At 65.9% G+C, this 19,043-nt stretch carries 19 protein-coding genes; 4 read left to right on the forward strand and 15 right to left on the reverse strand.

The features are described from left to right. Positions 1–143 precede the first annotated feature (143 nt). Complete coding sequence (locus GGD90_RS00090) at positions 144–422, forward strand: HU family DNA-binding protein (protein ID WP_153117159.1); 279 nt, start codon at positions 144–146, stop codon at positions 420–422. A gap of 188 nt (positions 423–610) precedes the next feature. On the opposite strand, the gene GGD90_RS00095 is transcribed toward GGD90_RS00090, so the two are convergent. The 8 genes from GGD90_RS00095 to pedF all read right to left on the reverse strand — a co-directional run bounded on the left by GGD90_RS00095 (position 611) and on the right by pedF (position 7,299). Further along, on the reverse strand, positions 611–1,279 hold the full coding sequence (locus GGD90_RS00095; protein WP_153117158.1) for a response regulator transcription factor: 669 nt from the start codon (positions 1,277–1,279) through the stop codon (positions 611–613). Next, positions 1,276–3,285 carry a sensor histidine kinase gene (locus GGD90_RS00100; protein ID WP_184414869.1) on the reverse strand — a complete coding sequence of 670 codons (2,010 nt, stop codon included), beginning with the start codon at positions 3,283–3,285 and terminating at the stop codon, positions 1,276–1,278. Before GGD90_RS00100 ends, GGD90_RS00095 begins: the two co-directional genes overlap by 4 nt. A gap of 142 nt (positions 3,286–3,427) precedes the next feature. Continuing rightward, positions 3,428–5,107, reverse strand: a complete 1,680-nt coding sequence (locus GGD90_RS00105; RefSeq protein WP_153117156.1) for an ABC-F family ATP-binding cassette domain-containing protein — start codon at positions 5,105–5,107, stop codon at positions 3,428–3,430. A gap of 65 nt (positions 5,108–5,172) precedes the next feature. Then, positions 5,173–5,373 carry a hypothetical protein gene (locus tag GGD90_RS00110; RefSeq protein ID WP_153117155.1) on the reverse strand — a complete coding sequence of 67 codons (201 nt, stop codon included), beginning with the start codon at positions 5,371–5,373 and terminating at the stop codon, positions 5,173–5,175. Positions 5,374–5,611: 238 nt separating this feature from the next. After that, the gene (locus GGD90_RS00115; RefSeq protein WP_228273757.1) at positions 5,612–5,911 is read right to left on the reverse strand and encodes a YkgJ family cysteine cluster protein; all 300 of its coding nucleotides are present in this window, start codon (positions 5,909–5,911) and stop codon (positions 5,612–5,614) included. A gap of 277 nt (positions 5,912–6,188) precedes the next feature. Further along, complete coding sequence (locus tag GGD90_RS00120) at positions 6,189–6,719, reverse strand: cytochrome b (protein ID WP_184414870.1); 531 nt, start codon at positions 6,717–6,719, stop codon at positions 6,189–6,191. Then, complete coding sequence (locus GGD90_RS18275; protein WP_184414871.1) at positions 6,716–6,874, reverse strand: hypothetical protein; 159 nt, start codon at positions 6,872–6,874, stop codon at positions 6,716–6,718. Before GGD90_RS18275 ends, GGD90_RS00120 begins: the two co-directional genes overlap by 4 nt. Then, entirely contained in the window at positions 6,871–7,299 is a 429-nt protein-coding gene (pedF, locus tag GGD90_RS00130; RefSeq protein ID WP_228273756.1) for a cytochrome c-550 PedF, read from the reverse strand. Before pedF ends, GGD90_RS18275 begins: the two co-directional genes overlap by 4 nt. Before the next feature lie 231 nt (positions 7,300–7,530). On the opposite strand from pedF, the gene GGD90_RS00135 reads away from it, so the two are divergent. After that, positions 7,531–9,513 carry a sigma-54-dependent Fis family transcriptional regulator gene (locus GGD90_RS00135; RefSeq protein ID WP_153117152.1) on the forward strand — a complete coding sequence of 661 codons (1,983 nt, stop codon included), beginning with the start codon at positions 7,531–7,533 and terminating at the stop codon, positions 9,511–9,513. A 15-nt stretch (positions 9,514–9,528) separates the two neighbouring features. Here the strand turns inward: GGD90_RS00135 and GGD90_RS00140 are convergent, their stop codons facing one another. From GGD90_RS00140 to GGD90_RS00170, 7 genes are all read right to left on the reverse strand, one after another. Further along, positions 9,529–10,032 carry a DUF302 domain-containing protein gene (locus GGD90_RS00140; RefSeq protein ID WP_153117151.1) on the reverse strand — a complete coding sequence of 168 codons (504 nt, stop codon included), beginning with the start codon at positions 10,030–10,032 and terminating at the stop codon, positions 9,529–9,531. Then, entirely contained in the window at positions 10,022–12,184 is a 2,163-nt protein-coding gene (locus GGD90_RS00145; protein ID WP_153117150.1) for a TonB-dependent receptor family protein, read from the reverse strand. Before GGD90_RS00145 ends, GGD90_RS00140 begins: the two co-directional genes overlap by 11 nt. A 109-nt stretch (positions 12,185–12,293) precedes the next feature. After that, on the reverse strand, positions 12,294–13,244 hold the full coding sequence (locus GGD90_RS00150; protein WP_228273755.1) for a quinoprotein relay system zinc metallohydrolase 1: 951 nt from the start codon (positions 13,242–13,244) through the stop codon (positions 12,294–12,296). Continuing rightward, positions 13,241–14,017 (reverse strand): quinoprotein dehydrogenase-associated SoxYZ-like carrier, encoded by a 777-nt coding sequence (locus GGD90_RS00155; protein WP_228273754.1) that lies wholly within the window; start codon positions 14,015–14,017, stop codon positions 13,241–13,243. Before GGD90_RS00155 ends, GGD90_RS00150 begins: the two co-directional genes overlap by 4 nt. 94 nt (positions 14,018–14,111) lie before the next feature. Continuing rightward, the gene (locus GGD90_RS00160; protein WP_153117149.1) at positions 14,112–14,573 is read right to left on the reverse strand and encodes a c-type cytochrome; all 462 of its coding nucleotides are present in this window, start codon (positions 14,571–14,573) and stop codon (positions 14,112–14,114) included. A gap of 5 nt (positions 14,574–14,578) precedes the next feature. Further along, positions 14,579–15,142: a pentapeptide repeat-containing protein gene (locus GGD90_RS00165; RefSeq protein ID WP_153117148.1), complete on the reverse strand. Its 564-nt coding sequence runs from the start codon at positions 15,140–15,142 to the stop codon at positions 14,579–14,581. Between the two features lie 84 nt (positions 15,143–15,226). Further along, complete coding sequence (locus GGD90_RS00170; protein WP_153117147.1) at positions 15,227–17,095, reverse strand: methanol/ethanol family PQQ-dependent dehydrogenase; 1,869 nt, start codon at positions 17,093–17,095, stop codon at positions 15,227–15,229. A 201-nt stretch (positions 17,096–17,296) separates the two neighbouring features. Here GGD90_RS00170 and GGD90_RS00175 point away from each other — a divergent pair, with 201 nt between their 5' ends. Continuing rightward, positions 17,297–18,391 carry a sensor histidine kinase gene (locus GGD90_RS00175; protein ID WP_221227607.1) on the forward strand — a complete coding sequence of 365 codons (1,095 nt, stop codon included), beginning with the start codon at positions 17,297–17,299 and terminating at the stop codon, positions 18,389–18,391. Next, positions 18,388–19,035, forward strand: a complete 648-nt coding sequence (locus GGD90_RS00180; RefSeq protein WP_153117145.1) for a response regulator — start codon at positions 18,388–18,390, stop codon at positions 19,033–19,035. The genes GGD90_RS00175 and GGD90_RS00180 overlap by 4 nt, the downstream gene beginning before the upstream one ends. The last annotated feature ends 8 nt before the right edge of the window (positions 19,036–19,043 follow it).

Here is a 19,043-nt window from a genome sequence, read left to right on the forward strand (position 1 = left end):
AAACGCGGGCGCGCGGAGAGGCAAAATAAGCGAATGACAAGGCCAAAGCCCAAGCCGGCAGTCATTACCCCCTTCCCTCCTTGCCGATGAAATGCAAGAATTGCGGCGGAGCTGCTCTCCCACCACCAATCTCAGGAGATAACATGAACAAGTCCGAACTCATCGACGCGATTGCCGCCCGTACCGATCTTTCCAAAGCTGCCGCCGGCAAGGCACTTGACGCTGTCGTCGATACCATCGTCGAATCCGTCGCCAAAGGCGAAACCGTGAGCCTGGTCGGCTTCGGCGCCTTCAAGGCGACTGCCCGCGCCGCCCGCGAAGGCAAGAACCCGAAGACCGGCGAAAAGATCAAGATCGCCGCGACCACCGTGCCGAAGTTCGCCGCCGGCGCCACCTTCAAGGCCACGGTTGCTGCGAAGTAGGCGTTCTGCGCGTCAGCACCGAGCACCGCACCGGGGTGTGAGACCCTGAGGACTCGAGAGGTTGATGGGAAAAGGGCTTGCCATTGGGCGAGCCCTTTTTTTATTCACCGCCCGGCTTCTCCGGTGTCTTCAGCCCGGCTGCGCCGCCCGCTGGCTCAGTCGGCAAGGCAGCGGCGATCCTCTGCCGGTCATTGCGCGTCGCCGGCATCCGTGCGGCGCTGCTGCTGAATGGCGTAGCGGCGCAAATCCTTCATCCCCGCCAGACTCAGTTTTTCGATGGCCCGTGCGCAATAGGACTCGACCGTGCGCACGCTGAGTGCAAGCTGCTCGGCAATTTCCTGGTTGCCGCAGCCCTGGCCGAGCAACTCGATGATCTGCCCTTCGCGCTCACTGAGCGCCCCGTCTGCGGGCGGTGTCCGCACAGCAGTGGCGGCGGCGGGGCTGCCGCCAGCCATTTTTTCCGAGACGAAAGGGCTCAGGTAGCAACGCCCGCCAAGTACCTCGCGCACGGCGTCGAGCAGAACCCGCGAAGCCTCGCGTTTGCAGACGTAACCAAGGGCGCCGCGGGCAAAAGCCTGACGGATGGTGCCGGTATCCTCGTGCATGGAATAGATCAGCACCGGGATACCCTGCCGGCAAAAATCGTCGAGCAGCGAGAGACCGCTTTCCTCGCCCAGCGACAGGTCGAGCAGAACCATGTCGGCGGCAGCGAAGCTACTCAGCCGCAAGGCCTCGGCCCGACTGCCGGCTTCGCCGCACACCTGGTGATGATCGCGCGCAAGTAGCAAAGCCAAGCCCTGACGCACCGCCGGGTGGTCGTCAACGAGGATGATGCGGGCGCCGCTGTTCTTGGTCATTGCGTCGGGAGGCGCTGTTGCGCGCAGTGTTGGCAAGGCATTTTACATCTGACCTCGGTGCCGCCGCCGGCGACGTCGACAACCTGCAGTTCGCCGCCGATCGCGCGGGCGCGGTGCGCCATGATGCGCATGCCCAGACCACCGGGCGACGCCACTGCCGATGCGGCCTCGCGACCGATGCCGTCGTCGCGCACGCGCAGCGAAACGGTGCCGAACGACGAAGCACAATCGAGACTGACCTCGATGCGCGTCGCCCGGGAATGCTTGACGGCATTGCTGACTGCCTCCTGTGCGATACGGCACAACTGGATGAGATCGTCGTTGCCGCAGATCTGGCAGGCGCGTGTCTCACGGACCACGATGGCCACACCATGGCTAGCCGCCATACGCTGGCAATACTCCTGCAGCAAGGCGCTCGTTCCCTGTCCTTCGTGCTCGACCGGCCAGAGGCCGCGCGCCAGATCGTAGGCGACGTTCACCGACTCTTCGAGCAGGCCGGACAAGGCGGCCAGATCGGTTTTCGCCTGCTCACTGCCGGCGGGCGTGCCTTCCATGGCAAAGCAGCGCAGACGCGCCGCTGTCAGCTGTTGACAAAGCCCGTCATGCAGATCGTGTCCGAGGCAACGCCGTTCGTTCTCGGCGACGTTGACGATCTCGCGCTCAAGACGGACGCGCTCGGCGATTTCCTCCTCCAGCGCCCGGTTCCGGCTCTCCAGTTCGTCGGAAAGACGCTCGATCGCCGAGAAGTTGCGCGAAAAGCTGAGTGACAGCGCAAACCCCTGGGCGACGATGAAGAAGAACATGCCGACAGGAATGAGGTAGACCGAGCGGATCAGCTGCAGGTCGTAGAGCATGTCGTTGGTGGCGATCAGACCAAGAACGGCAAAACCGGCAAGGATGAAGCTGGCGCCTTCGCGTGCGCGCTGCCTCGCCACGGCAAGACGCTGCACGCAATAGCCGATCAGCGCCAGCGAAATGAAGTAGTAGAGCGGAATGGCGCTGTGCAGCGTCGGCAGCGGCGCGAACAGCGCCAGCACGGTGAAGACCGCGCCGAGAGCGGAACTCAGCTGTTGCGCGCGCGGCGAAAACTCGCCGGGAAAAAGTGCGCGGAAAAAGCAGTAACCGACCGGAACCGAGAGGAAGAAACACGCCGAGTCAAAGCGATTGAGCCAGTCGATCGGCAATCCCGGAACGAGCAGGCGGAGCACCCAGTCACTGGCATTCGAGGCGGCGAAGTTGCCCGCCCAGAGCAGGCAGTAGAGGCCGAAACAGAGTGGCGCAACGCTTCTGCGGCCGAAGAAGTAGAAGAACAGGTGATAGCAGCCCATCATCAGCAGGCTGCCGACAAAGAACAGCGCGACGCCCCAGTTGCGCGACTGCAAGAGGCGGATGTCCGCGTCGCTGCCGAGCAGCAGCGAACTGGTGACACCGCCATCGCGGTAGACGTGATTGGAGATTTCCAGCACCAGTTCGAAGGGCGCGCCGCTGCTGTGAATGAGCGGTAGATCGATCGCCGGGTCGGCGACTTCGTTTTCAGGACGCTCGCCCGGGGTGCCGCGTGCGGCGATGAGCCTGCCATCCAGCCACAGGCGATACGCCGCATGCACGTCGAACACGCGCAGCCTCAGATCCTGCGCTTGAGCGGGCGGCAAGACCTGCAGGCGCAGGGTGGCGACGCCGCGTCCGTCGATGCGTTGCTGCGCAAAGGTGTTCCAGGCCGTCGGCAGATCGAGATAGCCGGCAGGCTTTGGCGGCTCGCTTGCGTGCAAGCACTCGGGAGACAGCAACTGTCCCGGGTAGAACTCCCACTCGCCGTCAAGCGCCAGCACGCCGCGGCGGGCAAGATCGGCGGCGCGCAGATCGAGCGTGCCTTGCTGCGCAGCGCGCGATGTCGCGGCGAAAGCCCCGGTAGCGGTGACGCCGCCACACAGCAGCATCACCAGCGCCAGCAGGATGAAAGCGGCACGCCGCAGCGTGCCGCTGAGCGCCCCCGCCGATCGTATCAAGCGCAGCGGCGCCAAGGCGGGTCGCGACGGAGTGTCGACAACGCCGACAGGGCGGCCCTCATGGCAGCAGGCAGCGGGCTGTAATCCGGTATTCGCTGGCCGCATGCGAGCCGATCCTCGTGCCGGGGCAGCCCTGCTCTCGTCAGCGCGCCTGGCGGACGCCGGCAGCGTCGCTGTCGCGCGAACGCTTGGCTTCGTCGAGCAGGTAACGCTGGTAATCGTCGAGGTCGCCGTCGAATGGCTCGATGCCACCGCGCGACACCAGCCAGAACTCGTCGCACACCGCACGCAGCAGCGCGCGATCGTGACTGACCAGCATCACCGTTCCCTCGAACTCGTTGAGTGCGACGCCGAGCGCCTCGCGCGTGGCGAGGTCGAGGTGGTTGGTCGGCTCGTCGAGCAACAGCAGGTTGGGGCGCTGCCAGACGATCATGCACAGCACCAGCCGCGCCTTTTCGCCGCCACTCATCGTGCCGACCGGCTGCTTGACCATCTCGCCGCTGAAATTGAAGGTGCCGAGGAAGTTGCGCAGATCCTGCTCGCGGCCGGCGACGTAGCCGCTTTTTCCCGCGGCGATCACTTCCTTGGCCAGCCGGATCATGTGCTCGAGCGGCGTGTCGTGCGGGCGCAACACATCAAGCTCCTGCTGCGCAAAGTAACCGATGTTGAGGCCGCGGCCCTCGCTCAGTTCGCCGGCCAGCGGCGCCAGATCGCGGGCGATCGTCTTCACCAGCGTCGACTTGCCCTGGCCGTTGGCGCCGAGAATGCCGATGCGCTGGCCGGCGTGCACCGAGCGGTTGATGTGGCGGACGATCACGCTCGGCGGCGTACCAGCCGGCGATTCCTCGGGCGGCGGATAGCCGATGCTGATATCGGAGAGCGACAGCATCGGATTGGGCAGATTCTGCGGCTCCTGGAACTCGAAAGTGAATTCGGCGTCGGCCAGCACTGGCGCAATCTTCTCCATTCGCTCCAGCGCCTTGACCCGGCTTTGCGCCTGCTTGGCCTTGCTCGCCTTGGCCTTGAAGCGGTTGATGAAGGCCTGCAGGTGCGCGATCTTGTCGGCCTGTTTGGCCATCGCCGACTGCTGCAGCGCCATCTGCTCGGCGCGCATGTCCTCGAAGGCGCTGTAATTGCCGCCGTAGCGCACCAGCCGGGCGTTGTCGATGTGCAGCGTCACCTGCGTGATCGCGTCGAGAAACTCGCGGTCGTGGCTGATCACGATCAGCGTTCCGGCGTAGCGCTTGAGCCAGGCTTCCAGCCAGACCAGTGCGTCGAGGTCGAGGTGGTTGGTCGGTTCGTCGAGCAGCAGCAGGTCGGACGGGCACATCAGCGCGCGCGCCAGCTGCAGGCGCATGCGCCAGCCGCCGGAGAAGCTGTTCACCGGATTGGTGAGTTCGGACGACTTGAAGCCGAGACCGAGGATCAGTGCCTGCGCGCGCGCTTCGGCGTCGTGCGCGCCGGCGTCGTGCAGTTCCATATAGGCGTGTGCCATGCGCATGCCGTCGTCGCTGGCTTCGGCGGCGTGCACCTCGGCCTGCGCCGCGAGCAGCGCCGTATCGCCTTCGATGACGAAATCGGTCGCGCTCTGCGCGGTTTCCGGCATGTCCTGCGCCACCTGCGCCATCCGCCACTGCGCCGGCAGCGAGTAATCGCCGGCGTCTTCATGCAGCGTGCCGTTGAGCAGGCCGAACAGCGTCGACTTGCCGGCGCCGTTGCGCCCGACCAGACCGACTTTCTCGCCGGGATTGAGGGTGACGGACGCGCTGTCCAGCAGCACCTTGGCGCCGCGGCGCAGGGTGACGTTCTTGAGGGTAATCATTGACGAGGCTTTCCGGCCGGCGACGATGCGCCGCCACCGAGGTACTGCAGATACGGAAACGCGGATTACGCGTTGGACGGGGTCTCGTCCGCGCCGGCTGCAGCGGAATCGCCCGGGCTGGCGTCTGCGTCAGCGTCGTCGCCCGTCTCGGCACCGCTCTCGCCAGCCGCCTTGGCGGCGAGTTTCTGCCGGCGCTTCTCTTCCTGCTTGCTCTTCTTCGCCAGATCCCTCTGGCGTTTTTCGAACTGGTAATTGGGTTTGGCCAAGAGAGTTTCCTTCTGTAGCTGAGCGTTCCATGGGGAACGGTTTAACGGGAGAAAAGCATGGGGCGAAGCGGGCGAAAGCGACAATTTCGCCGGCCGCGGGCGAAGTATGCCACCACCGCCCTGGCTGCGCTCGACTGCATGGGAGATGGGCGCCTCCGCCGTCGCCACGTCCGTCGCCGTGCGCTCGCCACCAGCCCGATGCGGCGAATAGCGACAACGGCGAGCGATGACGGAAAATTCAGTCTGCTGGCGGCAGCGGCAGGTATTGCGCGCGCTCGCCGAGACAGTCATCGGCACCCGTTGCATAGTCGCGACAGATCTGCGGACGCCGGGAATAGATGGTGCAGCGCATGCTCTGCCGGTCGAGCGCCGCACACCAGCCGTCGTCCCGCCGGTGCATCACCCAGCCGCCCCAGCGATCCTGGCGAGTGAACGCTGGCGGCACCTCATCGCCGCCCATCAGCATCACTTCCAGGCGGCAACAGCAGGCTTCGCAGCTGGCGCAACTGACCGGAGAGGTAGCGGCGTCGCCGCTCACCGGAGTTCACCTCTGGCACGGCAGCCGCCGCCGGGCAGCGGCAAGGCTGGCGACGCAGCAAGGCGGTAGCGACGGGGGACAGGATTCATGCGGGCGACACTCCAACGGTATTTCGCAACGCGGGACTTCATGCGGCGAGCCTGCAACTGGGAAAAAGACTCGCCAGCTTACTCCGGACTCGACGCGTCGCGCCGGCAAGCGCTGCCTTGCGCCCGCAGCACGACGGCGCGACGCCGACAGGCGAGGCCGATACACTGCTGCGGCGCGCAGCAATTGCTCATTTACTGAACAAGCGCGCTGGCAACATTCCCTTCCAGGCACCGTCACGCCGACTGGCAATCTTGAGCGCGCCGAGCAGGTGCAGGCCGATCAGCGCGGCGCAAGCCCAGACGAGAGCGACGTGCAATTGCTTGCCGACGGCGTTGCTTGCTGCGTCAGGCGCGCTGATGCGCGGCAGCTCGACGCCGAAGAAGCTGATCGCATACGGCGTGAAGGCAGATGCCAAGTAGCCGGCCAGCGGCGCGGCAAGCAGCAGGAAATAGAGCGCATGCTGGCTGGCACGGGCCAGCCAGCCTTCCCAGCCTGCGGCACCGGCAGGTGGGCGGTGCGTGCTGCGCCAGGCGAGGCGGACCACTACCAGCAACAAGCTCAGGAGGCCAAGCGACTTGTGCAGCGCATAGGCCGCGCTGCGCTCGGCGCCCTTGGGCAGATCGGTCATCGTCCAGCCGAGCCAGAACAGCCAGACGACGATGATCGCCTGCAGCCAGTGCAGCAGGACCGCGGGGCGTGTGTAAGTGCTGCCACTCACTGGATGGGGCCCTCCCCAGGCAATTCGTCGACCATGATCACGGCGTAGCGCTTCAGCCCGAGCGCATGCAACAGCCCGGCGCAGCCCGAACGCCCGCAGGCGTGGCCGCGAGAGCGCGCGCCGATGACGGCAATGCGCCCGGGGTCGGCGATCACTCCTGATGCACGCTCTCAAGCCAGCTGCGGATCGACCACATCGCCTCCTGGCTGAGCGTGCCTTCGAACGGCGGCATGTAGACGCGGCCATCGCGCACCGAGCCCTTGCGAATTCGCTGCAGGAAGATTTCATCGCCCTCGTCGCCAAGCGGCAGGTAGCGCAGATCGGGCGCGATGCCGCCGGAGACGGCGCCAAGACCGTGGCAGCGCGCGCAATTCTGGTTGAATGCCGAGTCGCCGATGCGCAGCGCCGTCTTGTTCTGGCGATACGGATTACTCGTCTGCCAGGTGGTGCCGAGGGTTTTCAGACCTGTCGTGACGACGGGCTGCGGCACGACGTCGCCGTGGGCAAAAGCCTCGATTGCGCCGCAACAGAGAATGAACGATGCGGCGAACGATGCCAGGTGTCGGGCGGATTGCTTCACAGTGTCTCCTTGGTTGAATGCCTGTGCCGGCATCTGTGCGCCTGCTTTCTGCAAAGCCTGTGCCAGTACCGCATCAACCTGCGCTCAGGCTGACATGCCGGCGAAAGTTCGAGTCATGGCACGCTGCTTGCTGAAACCGGCACCGCCATGCCCGGCGCATTGCTAAGAAAAAGGGCAGGTGTTAGTTTCTGGAACAACAACAACAAAAACGCCAAGCCCCGGAGGAGAAGCATGGAGACAGCCCACCTGCTGACCGACAACCACGGTCATCGACTGCAACAGGCAAGAGAGCTATTTTTTGCGCACGACGCGCTGCCCGAGGGCCTGCTGCCGCCCCTGATCGCACACTCCTGGCAGCGCTGCCGACGCTTCGGCCTGAGCGAGATCGAGCAGCGCGTTCCCGGCGAGTCGCTCGACCGCATCGCGCTGAAAACCGAGCTCGAACGCAATCGCACGCTGCTGCTGCAGAGCCGGCCGATCATGGAGCACGTCTACGAGCAGATTCGCGACTCGGGCAGCATGGTCATCCTGGCCGACGCCAACGGCCTGCTGCTCGAGACGATCGGCGATGCCGATTTTGTCAGTCGAGCCGACCGCGTTTCGCTGGTCGCCGGCGCATCGTGGGACGAAAACCTGCGCGGCACCAACGCCATCGGCACGGCGCTCTACGAAGAAAGTGCCGTTGCCGTTCTCGGCGCCGAGCACTTCCTCCAGCACAACGGCCTGCTCACCTGCTGTGCCAGCCCGATCTTCGGGCCTGACGGCCGGCCGATCGGCGTCCTCGACATCTCCGGCGACAGTCGCAGCCGGCAGCGGCACACGCTCGGTCTGGCGCGACTGTCGGCGTCGATCGTCGAAAAACGCCTGTTCGAGGCGGTACACACCAACGACATCCTGGTCTGCTTCCATCACCATGCGGATTATCTGGGCAGTCCGAAGGAAGGCATTGCCGCCGTTTCTGCCGATGGCCAGGTCATCGCAATCAATCGCAACGGGACCGAACTGCTCGGCATCCGCCAGGTTGACGCGGTGCGCCGTGATTTTTCGATCGTCTTCGAAAACAGCCTCGCGCCGCTCGTCGATCGCCTGCGCCACAAGCCGCGCAGCAGTTGCCAGGTCCGCGTCAATGGCCGCAACCTGCACCTGCAGTTGCGCGGCGAGTTGCCGGCGCTGGCGATTGCCGGCCGGGTCTATGACGAGTTGCCGGCGCAGCGCACGCAGCGCCGAACGGAAGCAATTGCGACAACGCCGACCAAGGCAAACTTGACGCTCGACACGCTGAACACCGGCGACATGCGCCTGCAGGCGGCGATCGACCGCGCCCGGCGCATCCTGGGCCGCGACATCCCGATCCTGATCCAGGGCGAATCGGGCGCCGGCAAGGAAATGTTCGCCAGCGCCTTCCACGCCAGCGGCCCGCGTCGCGACGCACCTTTCGTCGCGCTCAACTGTGCATCGATCCCGGAAACGCTGATCGAGTCCGAGTTGTTCGGCTATCAGGGCGGCGCCTTCACCGGCGCACGCAAGGAAGGGGCACCAGGCAAGATCCTGCAGGCGCATGGCGGCACGCTGTTCCTCGATGAAATCGGCGACATGCCGCTCAACCTGCAGGCGCGGCTGCTGCGCGTGCTGCAGGAACGCTGCGTGACGCCGCTCGGCAGCACGCGCGCACTTCAGGTCGACATCTCGCTGGTCTGTGCCACCCACCGCAAACTGCGCGAGGAAGTCGCACGCGGCGCTTTCCGCGAAGATCTCTACTATCGTCTGAACGGTCTGGCCGTCACCCTGCCGCCGCTGCGCGAGCGGACCGACATCCGCATCCTTGTCGACAAGATCGCCACCGCGGAAGCCGGGACGGCGATGGACGCGCCGCGCTTTTCCGAAGCGGCGCTGCAAACGATCGAGGCCTATCATTGGCCGGGCAACATCCGCCAGCTGTTCAACGCCATCCGCGTCGCCATCGCGCTGCTTGACGAAGGCGAGACGCTGATCGAAGAAAGACACCTGCCCGAGGAACTGTTCGAGAGCAAGGCCGACTCGCCTGCCTCGCGCGACGAGTCCGGTGCGCCGGCCATGCCCGACGGCAGCCTCGAGGAAATCGGCCGCCACGTTGCCCAGCGCACGCTCGCCACCGTCGGTGGCAACATTTCGGCAGCGGCGCGGCAGCTTGGCATCAGCCGCAATACGCTCTATCGCAAACTTGGCCGCCTGTAAGCGCAGTGCGGCGGCTTACTGCGCCGGCGGCCCACCGCGCTGACGCAGCGCCTCGCCAACCTGATCGAGCAAGCGGCGCAGCAGGCGCCCGGCCGCCAGCCGGCCGGCGCTCGCCTGCCCCGGCGAGCGATAGACCAGCGTCACCACGGCAGCCTCGCCACGGGGTACGAAAACAGCAATCGACATCGGGCAGAGCGCAATCTGTTCGGGATCTTCGCCGAGCATCTGCCAGGCGAGCGCGCTGCTGCAGAACTGCACGATCTCGGCCTCGGCAAAAGGGCTGCCGACGCGACCGAAAGCCGGTGCGGTGCGTTCGAGCATGGCGTTGAAGGGGATCACCTCCCTGACGCGCAGCCCTTCGGCCTCGATGCTCTCGACCAGCAACTCGTGCACCGTCCGGAAATCGGTACCCGCCAGTCGCTCGGCGACGACGTCTTCGGCCGCCGCGGCGACACCGCTCAGGCAGCAGGCGAGCGCCAGCAGTCGACGGCGCCAGCGCTTGCCGCGATCAGAAGGCATAGACCGCACTGACGCCGGCGAGCCAGTTGCGCCCCGGTGCGGCTTCGTAATAGCGGCCGTTGCTGTCGCCGACGATGACCGAGCCGACGTATTGCCGATCGAAGATATTGTTCAGACGGACGAAAGTCGCGAGCTTGAGCGGACCGAAGCGGCGGTCGATGCCGGCACGCAGGTTGGCGATGGCGTAGCCCGGCGCCGCCTGATCGGTATTGGTGTCCTCGACGTACACCTTGCCGCGCGCGATCGCCTCGATGCCGGCGTGGAAACCGCCTGCTCCATCCTTCCACACCAGCTCGCCAAACAGGTTCTGCGCCGCGACGCCGGGCAGACGATTGCCGGCGTTGACCGTCCGGGTGACGGCCGGCGTTCCGCTCTGGAAGCTGAACGAATCGTCGTAGCGCGCATCGAGCCAGGTATAGGCGACGCGACTGTTCAGATCGTCGGCCCAGTGACTGTCGAGTGCCAGTTCGATCCCCTGGCGCGTCGTCGGGCCGGCGTTCTGGTAGGCCGTGCGCCCACCGGTGCTGGAAAGAACAACCAGTTCGTTGTCGGTGCTGATCCGGAAAAGCGCCAGGTCGAGGCGGCTATGGTTGCCTAGCATCGCCTTGATACCGGTCTCGAAGTGCGTGCTGGTCGAAGGCGTGAGTGCCAGGTTCAACGCGCCGCCACCGCCCGAATAGAACATCTCGTTGAAGGTCGGCGCCTCGAAGCCGCGCGCCGCGCTGGCATAGAGATTGACGGCCTCATCCAGACGGTAGAGTGCTGCCAGCGTCGGCGTCGTCTTGTCGTAGCTGACGCGGCCGCTGTCGTCACCGTTGGCGAGGTAGTTGTCGTCGACCTTGAAGGCGAGATGGCTATGGCGCAGACCACCGCTCAAGGTCCACCGTTCGCCCTGCCATTCGCTCTGCAGATACTGGTCGAAGCTCGCCACCCGGTCCCGCTCCTGGCGACGCAGCGCGCCCTTGACACCGCAGACGTTGGCGACACAGTTGGCCGGCGCGCCGCTGCCGATGAAGTTTTCGTAGCCGCGCCGGTCGTCGCTTGACTGCTCGTAGTCGAAGCCAAGCGTCGTCGTCAGCCGGCCACCAGCGAGCGCCTGACGACCGATCCAGCGCGCCGACAGTCCGCTGAAATCGCGGTCGAAATCGATGATGCCGCCGGCGTGTGCGGGGTTGGACTGGGCACCGACCGGAATCGACTGGTACTGAATGGTCGAGCGTTGTCCGGCATAGGCCGACAGCTGCAGGGTGTTGTCGCCGAAGCGGTGTTCGTAGTTCAGTCCACCCTGTGTGTGCTCGATCGTCTTGCGCGTGTTGTAGGCGAGCGCCGGATAATTGTTGAGTGTTGCATCCCAGGCGACACTCCTCGGGTTGGTCTGGAATTCGCGCCACTGCACACCCTGCGGATCATCAGCCTGCTGCCGGAAACTGTTGGCGACGAAGCTCAGCTTGCCGTCGCTGCTCGGCCGGAAAGTCAGCTTGAGCAGGCTCTGGTCGCGGCTGGCCGCACTGTGCTCGCGGTAGCCGTCGCTGGCAAAGTGCGAGGTGTCGATGACGTAGCCGACGCCGCCAGTTTCGCCCTGCGCGGAGAGGTCGCTCTTCTGCGTTCCGTAGCTGCCGGCGACGAAGCTGCTGCTGATGCTCGGCGCCCCCTTGCCGTCAGGCGTGAACAGCTGGATGACACCACCGGCGTGGTTGCCATAGATCGCCGACAGCGGCCCGCGCATGACCTCGATGCGCTCGGCACGGTCGAGGTTGAAGGTTGCCGCCTGCCCCTGACCGTCGGGCATCGACGCCGGAATGCCGTCGGCAATCAGGCGAACGCCACGCACGCCGAAAGCGGAACGCGCGCCGAAACCGCGCGACGATATCTGCAGATCCTGTGCGTAATTCTGGCGGTTCTGCACGCTGATCCCCGGCACGCTGGCAAGTGCTTCCGAAGCATTGACGCGCGGCTGATCGGCGCTGATCGCATCGGCAGCGACAACGGTCAGCGCCGCCGGCAGGTCGAAGCTGCTGTGCTCGACACGGCTGCCGGTGACGACCACCGGATCCAGATCCAGGTCGAGGTCGGCGGCCAAGGCAGCACCGCCGGGAAAGGAAACTGCCAGGACCAGCGACAGGCAGCAGCGGGGGCGCAGGGCAAGGAACATGGCACTCCTCTGGATGACGGGCGGGCAAAGCTCGGCAGCTGCGCCGGGAGCTGATGGACGGGCGGCGGGCGGCACTGGTGCAGTGGCGGCCGCTGCCGCCCGCCGCCAATCAATGGGCATGATCCAGCGCCTGCTTTTCAGCCGCCGGAAAGAGGTGACCGACCGAACGCCGGTATTCGCTGGCGGCCACCGGCAGCGCGACAAAGGCGGCGGGCAGCGCTCGCGTCAACACCTCGTTCATGTCGAGACCGGCCTCGGCTGCCTCGCGCAAGCTCGCCTGCAGCCAGGAAAGCCAGGCGCGCGTCTGCCGGATCGGCGAAGCATCGCGGCTGATCGCGCCGTGTCCCGGGACCAGCGCGACGAAACCCGGGCTGTCGCTGAGCGCCTCAAGTTCGTCAAGGGCCTTGAACCAGACGTCGATATCGGCGTGCGGCGTCGTCGGCGCGCGGCCGTTGAAGACGAGGTCGCCGGCGAAGAGCACGCCGCTCGTCTCGTCGTAGACCGCGAGGTCGGCGCCGGTATGGCCGGCGAGCGCGATCAGGCGCAAGGAACGGCCGGCGACATCAAGCCTGCCGGCACGCAGCGTCGTCGTCGGCAGCAGTGGCTCGGTGCCCTTCATCCAGTCGCCGCACAGGCGATAGAGGTTTTCGGCGAAGGCATCGCCGTCGCTGGCAATCGCCTGCACGGTACCGGGCAGTGCGCCGATCGGCCGATCGGCGAAAGCCTGGTTGCCGAGAAAGTGGTCGGGATGGTGGTGCGTATTGATCAGCAGGACGACCGGCAGCGCCGACACGCTGGCGATCACCTCGCGCATCTGCCGGCCATAGCGCAGCGACGGGCCGGAGTCGATGACGACGATGCCGTCGCGACCGACGATGAAGCCGGTATTGACGATGTTGCCGCCGTTGAGCGTATCGAAGTCCTCGTCGCGGCCGATAAAGGCGTAAGCGTCGGGAGCAACGTTACGCGCCTGCAGCGCATAGTCGAAGTCGCCCGCCGGCGCCGCCCCCGGGAGGGCCAGCGCACAGCAGACGAGACCGGCGCAAAGCCAGCGGATCACGGTGCGATCCTCGCGCTGAAGCGATTGCCGTTGTTGTCGCCACCCGTGCACACGAGCGTCTGGCCGGGCGCGCGATACTCGATGGTGAATACCGGATTCTCGGCCACCGGTTCGAACAGGCGCAGACGCATCAGGCGCTCGCCGCTGGCGCCGCGCAGCTCGACGTCATCGAGATGGAAGGACGGTGTTCCGGCGACCAGGCCGGTATCCATCGGATGCACGACGCGCAGGCGCAGGCGGACGCGCTCTGCGCCAAGCTGCCATTGCCGCCCGCTCACCTCGTTGAGCCGGGACTGCCAGGCAGTCGACGCGGCAGCCGCCGACGGCGCAGTGCAGCCGCCGCCGACGGTGTTCACCCAGCTGCCGCCGACGTGCCAGACGCCGTCGGCGCCGCGTGCCGCTGCGCGCAGCGGCGTCGATTGCTGCAGCTTGACGCGAAAACCGAGCAGCGCGGCGGCGCTTTCGGGATAGAAGCGCAGCACCTCGACGATCGGGTTGAAGTCGGCGAAAACGACGACCTCGGCAACGTCAGCAAGCGCCGTCGCATCGACCGTGACCGGCACCTGTGTCGGGTTCTCCGCGTTCGCCGGCGCCAGCACCTTGACCTGCGCGTCGAATACCGCGGCCGTGCCGCCGAGAACGCCTCGCCGCATTTCTTCCCAGCGCGCCGAAGCGAGCGGATCGGCGGCCGCGGCAAAGGCGCTGGCTGGCAGCGTGCCACTGGCACCCAGCGCCACCAGAAGACTCATCGCCAGGCGTGCAGGAACGCTCATCGACCTACCTCCTCTCGCCCCTCGGAGGGTACTTTGCGAGGAGTGCATCGGCAAACTGCATGCCAATGTGCGGAGCGATGGAAGCGACGGAGCTTCATTCACGCCCGGTCGCCGCCTGCGTTTCGATGAATACCTGGATCGCCCAGGCCAGCTCCTGCTTGAGCACCCCCTGCCAGGCTGGCATGTGGCTGACGCCGACGATCACCTTGCCATTGCGCACTGACTTGGCGAACCAGGCATCGTTGTCGCGCATGCACGCCGCGTTGAGTTCGCGATCAGCGATGCGCCGGCAATAGCGGTTGATCTGGCGCAGATCGGGTGCCGGTGCCGTGTTGGTCGCCGCGTCGACGCCATGACAGCGCGCGCAGGCCTGGTTGTAGGCGGCGCGTCCGATGGCGACGGCGGCCGCTTGACCGCGGTAGGGATTGGCCTCGAGCCAGGTTTCGCCGAGCGGCGTCAGGCCATCCGGCGAAACGCTCGGGGCGACGGCGATTTCGTTGGCGTGCACGGCGAGGCTGAAGAGCAGTGCACAGAACAGGGAAAAACGCTTGCGCATGGGCTTCACCAGTCGCTCGGGCAGCCGCGGCAACCCTCGAAATCGGAATCCTGGAACACGGTGAAGCGGCGGAAGCTGCCGGACAGATCGGCCCGCCGGAAATTGACCGTGAAGAATTTGCTCTCCTGCAGGTTGGCATCGACCAGCCGGGCGCCGATGAACCAGGCGAAACTGGCTTTGGCCGCTTCCAGGTTGGCAGCACTCAGGTCGGCATCGGAAAAATCGGCACGGAACAGGCGGGCGAATTCGAGATCGGCACCGACCAGTCGGGCACCGCGGAAAGTCGCGGTCGGCGCGCTAACCCGGTTGAGGCGGGCGGCGGTCAGATCGGCGCCATCGAGGTTGGCGCCGGCCAGATTGGCGCCGCGCAGATCGGCCCGCACCAGTTGCGCTCCGCGCAGATCGGCACCGGCGAGGTTCTTGCCGGCCAGATTGGCATGGCGCAGGTCAGCACCGGGACAACGGGCATGCGGCCAGATGCCGCAGCCATTGATCACCAGCGGCTCGACCGGCTCGGCGAGCGCAACGCGGCCGGCCAGCAGCAGGAGCATTACTGACAGTCGTTTCATCGGTGATCACTCAGTAGCGCAAGCGCGCGGGTCGGCTGTTGCCGGCTCAGTCCGCCAACAGCCGACCCGCGTGCCCGCAGACGCCTACTTGCGCGCCGACCTGGCGAGCTTGAACACCCACATCGAGCCCCCCTGCGTCACCTGCTTGGTCAGGTCGGCCATATCGCCGCCCCACAGCGGCACGGCGCCGCCGTAGCCGGACTGGATACCGATGTACTGTTCTCCATCCATCTCCCAGGTGATCGGCACAGAAACGACGCCGGAGCCGGTCTGGAACTTCCACAGCTCCTTGCCGTTCTTCGCGTCGAAGGCCTTGACGAAACCGTCCGACGTGCCGGTGAACAAGAGCCCGCCGGCGGTGGTCATGGTGCCGGCCCAGAGCGGGAATTTCTCCTTGTGCTGCCAGACGATCTTGCCCGTCTTCGGATCGATCGCGCGCAGCGTACCGACGTGATCGTCGAACAGGCGCTTGATGCGGAAGCCCTGTCCCAGATAGGCAGAACCGGCCTTGTAGGTCAGCTTCTCGGTCCAGTAGTCCATCGCCCAGTGGTTCGCCGGGATGTAGAACAGGCCGGTCTGCTGGCTGTAGCTCATCGGCATCCAGTTGGTGCCGCCGAGGAAGGGCGGCGAAACGAAGATCGAATCGCCCTTCTCGGCGCCATCCTGCGGCAACTGCGGCCGGTTGTTCTTCTCGATCGGCCGGCCGGTCTTGAGATCGAAACCCGACGCCCAGGTGATGCCTTCAACGAAGGGCCAGGCGCCGATCAGCGCAGTCGGCTTGTTCGGGTAGCCGGCACCGGAAGACAGTTTGTCGCGGTCGGTGACGAAGAAGAAACCGTTACGGTCGGCGTGCGCCGACGCCTTGACCTGCTTGCCGGTCTGCGCGTCCTTGTACTCGAAGAGCACGATCGAATTGTTGCCCGAAAAGTCCCAGGCATCGTTCGGCGTGTGCTGGAAAAAGCCCTTGAGTTCGCCGGTACTGGCGTCGACATAGGCCTGCCCCGAGGTGAACAGGCTGTCCCAGTTGCGCGGATCATCGCCTTCCTTGGTGCGGTGCCAGGTGTTCCACGGCGCCGGATTGCCGGCTCCGATGACGATCGTGTTCTTCTCGCTGTCGAAGCTGGCCGTCTGCCAGGGCGCGCCGCCGCCGTGATTCCAGGCATCGACCAGATTGCCATCCTTGTCGCGCGGCCACGACGGCGCGTCTTTGTCGCCGGTCGGCGTCGATTCCTTGCCGTTGAGGCGGCCGACATGGCCTTCGACCATCGGCCGCGCCCACACTTCCTCACCGGTATCGGGATCGCGGGCGAACAGCCAGCCGACGACGCCGAACTCGTCGCCCGATGAGCCATGCACCAGCAGCACGCGACCGCTTTGCTGATCCTTGATGATGAAGGGCGCACCGGTCATCGTGTAGCCGACCTTGTGGTCGCCGAACTTCTTGCGCCAGACGACCTTGCCGGTGTCCTTGTTGAGCGCGACGATGGCCGCGTCGAGCGTGCCGAAGTAGAGCTTGTCACCGTAGATCGCGGCACCACGGTTGACCACGTCACAGCACGGACGGATATCGTCGGGCAGGCGTGCCTCGTATTCCCAGAGCCGTTTGCCGCTGCGCGCGTCGATCGCGAAGATGCGCGAGTAGGACGCGGTAACGTAGATGACACCGTCGTGCACCAGCGCCTGCGCTTCCTGACCGCGCTGTTTCTCGCCGCCGAAGGAAAAGCTCCACGCCGGCACCAGCGCGTCGACGTTCCTGGTATTCACCTTGGACAGTGGGCTGTAGCGCTGCGCTTTCAGGCCCAGGCCATAGGACAGGACATCGCCGGTCGTCTTGTCGTCGTTGAGGATGTCGTCCCAGCTGACCGGCTTGCTTGCCATCGCCGGCATGCAGAAAGTGGTCGCGAGCAGGGCGGCGAGAAGGCTTGGGCGCAGAGTGAGGCGAATCGATTGCATCGTGTGTCTCCCGAATTGTTTTTCTGTCGGCCGGCGCGAGTGGTCGGCCTGAACTGGGCAGCAGGCGGTCGCATATTCAATCGCCGGCCGGCGCCCGTCCCGGGAAAAGCTCACCGCTGATCCGGGAAAAAATCCCGGCCTCCGGCGGCACCGGGTATGAAACCTGCGGAGATGCTGGCGACCACTCCTGGGGAAATAGCGATGGAACTGCAAAAAAGACTGTTGCAAGCACTCGGCGGGCTGCTCGGCGGACTGCTGCTGGTGACCATGGTGATCAACCTGAACCCGCTGCGCGCCGATGTCGCCGCGGAAACGAGTGCCTCGGCAGGCCTGGCGCAAACGCTGCGCGAAGTGGCGCGCAGTGACCCGGCGCAAGCCGATGCAGTGGCTGACAGTGTTCGACTATTCATCACCCTGCTGCTCCTTTCTGGAGCAACGTTGCTGGCCGCATGGTGGTCGGTACAGCGCCGGCTGCGCCCGCTACGGGAGCTCGAAGCCGGTCTCGAACGCCTTGCGCGGGGCCAGCCGGAAGCCGGCCTGCCCACCTTCCGGCAGCCGGAATTGCGCCGCGTCGCCGGCGCGATCGACACACTCGCCACGACGCTCGCCAGTTCGCGCGCCGCCCGGCACCAACTCGCCAGACAGCTCGTTCATGTTCAGGAAGAGGAGCGCCGGGCTTTGGCAAGGGAATTGCATGACGAGATGGGACAGACGCTGACCGCGATGAACGCGACTGCCGCGCACCTTGAAAGGCACGCCGTGACCTTGCCGGCGAGCGAGATCGCCACCTGTGCCGGCGAGTTGCGCCGCGACCTGCGACAGGCTGCGCTGCAGCTGCGCCAGATGCTGCAGGCGCTGCGCCCGCAAGGGCTTGCTGCCGGCGAGCTGCCCGGCGCCCTGCGCGAACTGGTCGACGGCTGGCAGGCACGCCATACCGGCATCGGCTTTCACCTGCAGTTGCCGGCGTCCTTGCCGCCGATGGGCGACGACGCCGCGCTGACGCTCTACCGGGTGGTCCAGGAAGCACTGACCAATGTCGTCCGGCACAGTGGAGCGCGGCATTGCGCGGTGGCAGTGACGACGGCTGCCAACGAAATCCGCATCGACATCGTCGACGATGGCTGCGGCATGGCGAGGGGCAATCCGGACAGCGGTGGCGGTCTGCGCGGCATGGCCGAGCGCTTGTCCATGGCCGGAGGACACGTGCAGGCGAACGAGGAAAGAGACGGTGGCCTGCGCCTGAGCGTGGTCCTGCCGCTGACAGCAGGCGCGAACAATGACGGGAAGAGGCAATGACCAGAATCGTCCTGATTGACGACCACGCCGTCGTGCGTACCGGCTATCGCCGGCTGCTCGATGGCGAACCCGGCCTGCAGGTGGTCGGTGAAGCGGCCAGCGCCGACGCCGCCAACGCGCTCGTACTGCGCTGTCGGCCCGACGTGGCAGTTGTCGATCTGAGCCTGAAGGGCAGCAGCGGCATCGAGGCGATCCGCGGCATGCTGGCGCGACTGCCGACGCTGCGCATCATCGTTCTGTCGATGCACGAAAGCGCCGGCCACGTCACGCAGGCACTGAAGAGCGGCGCACATGGCTATCTGACCAAGTATTGCGAGCCCGAAGAGGTGATCGCCGGTATCCGCCGCGTCGCCGCCGGCAAACGCGTTTTCTCGCCGGAAATCGCCGAGGTGCTGGCGCGCGAAGCGATCGACGGCGACAGCGTGATCAGCCAGCTGACGCCGCGCGAGTTCGAAGTGCTGCGCCTGCTCGCGCACGGCGAACCCGCCAGCGTCATTGCCAATGCGATGCACCTGAGCCCGAAAACCGTCCTCAACTACCTCTCACTGATCCGCCAGAAACTCGACACCGACAGCGACTTCAAGCTGCTGCACCTGGCCGCCCGTCACGGTCTGGTCGACATTCGCCAGGGCATCGGCGCCTGAAACACCTC

It is taken from the genome of Rhodocyclus tenuis, from assembly GCF_014197755.1.
GTDB classification, from domain to species: Bacteria; Pseudomonadota; Gammaproteobacteria; order Burkholderiales; family Rhodocyclaceae; genus Rhodocyclus; species Rhodocyclus tenuis.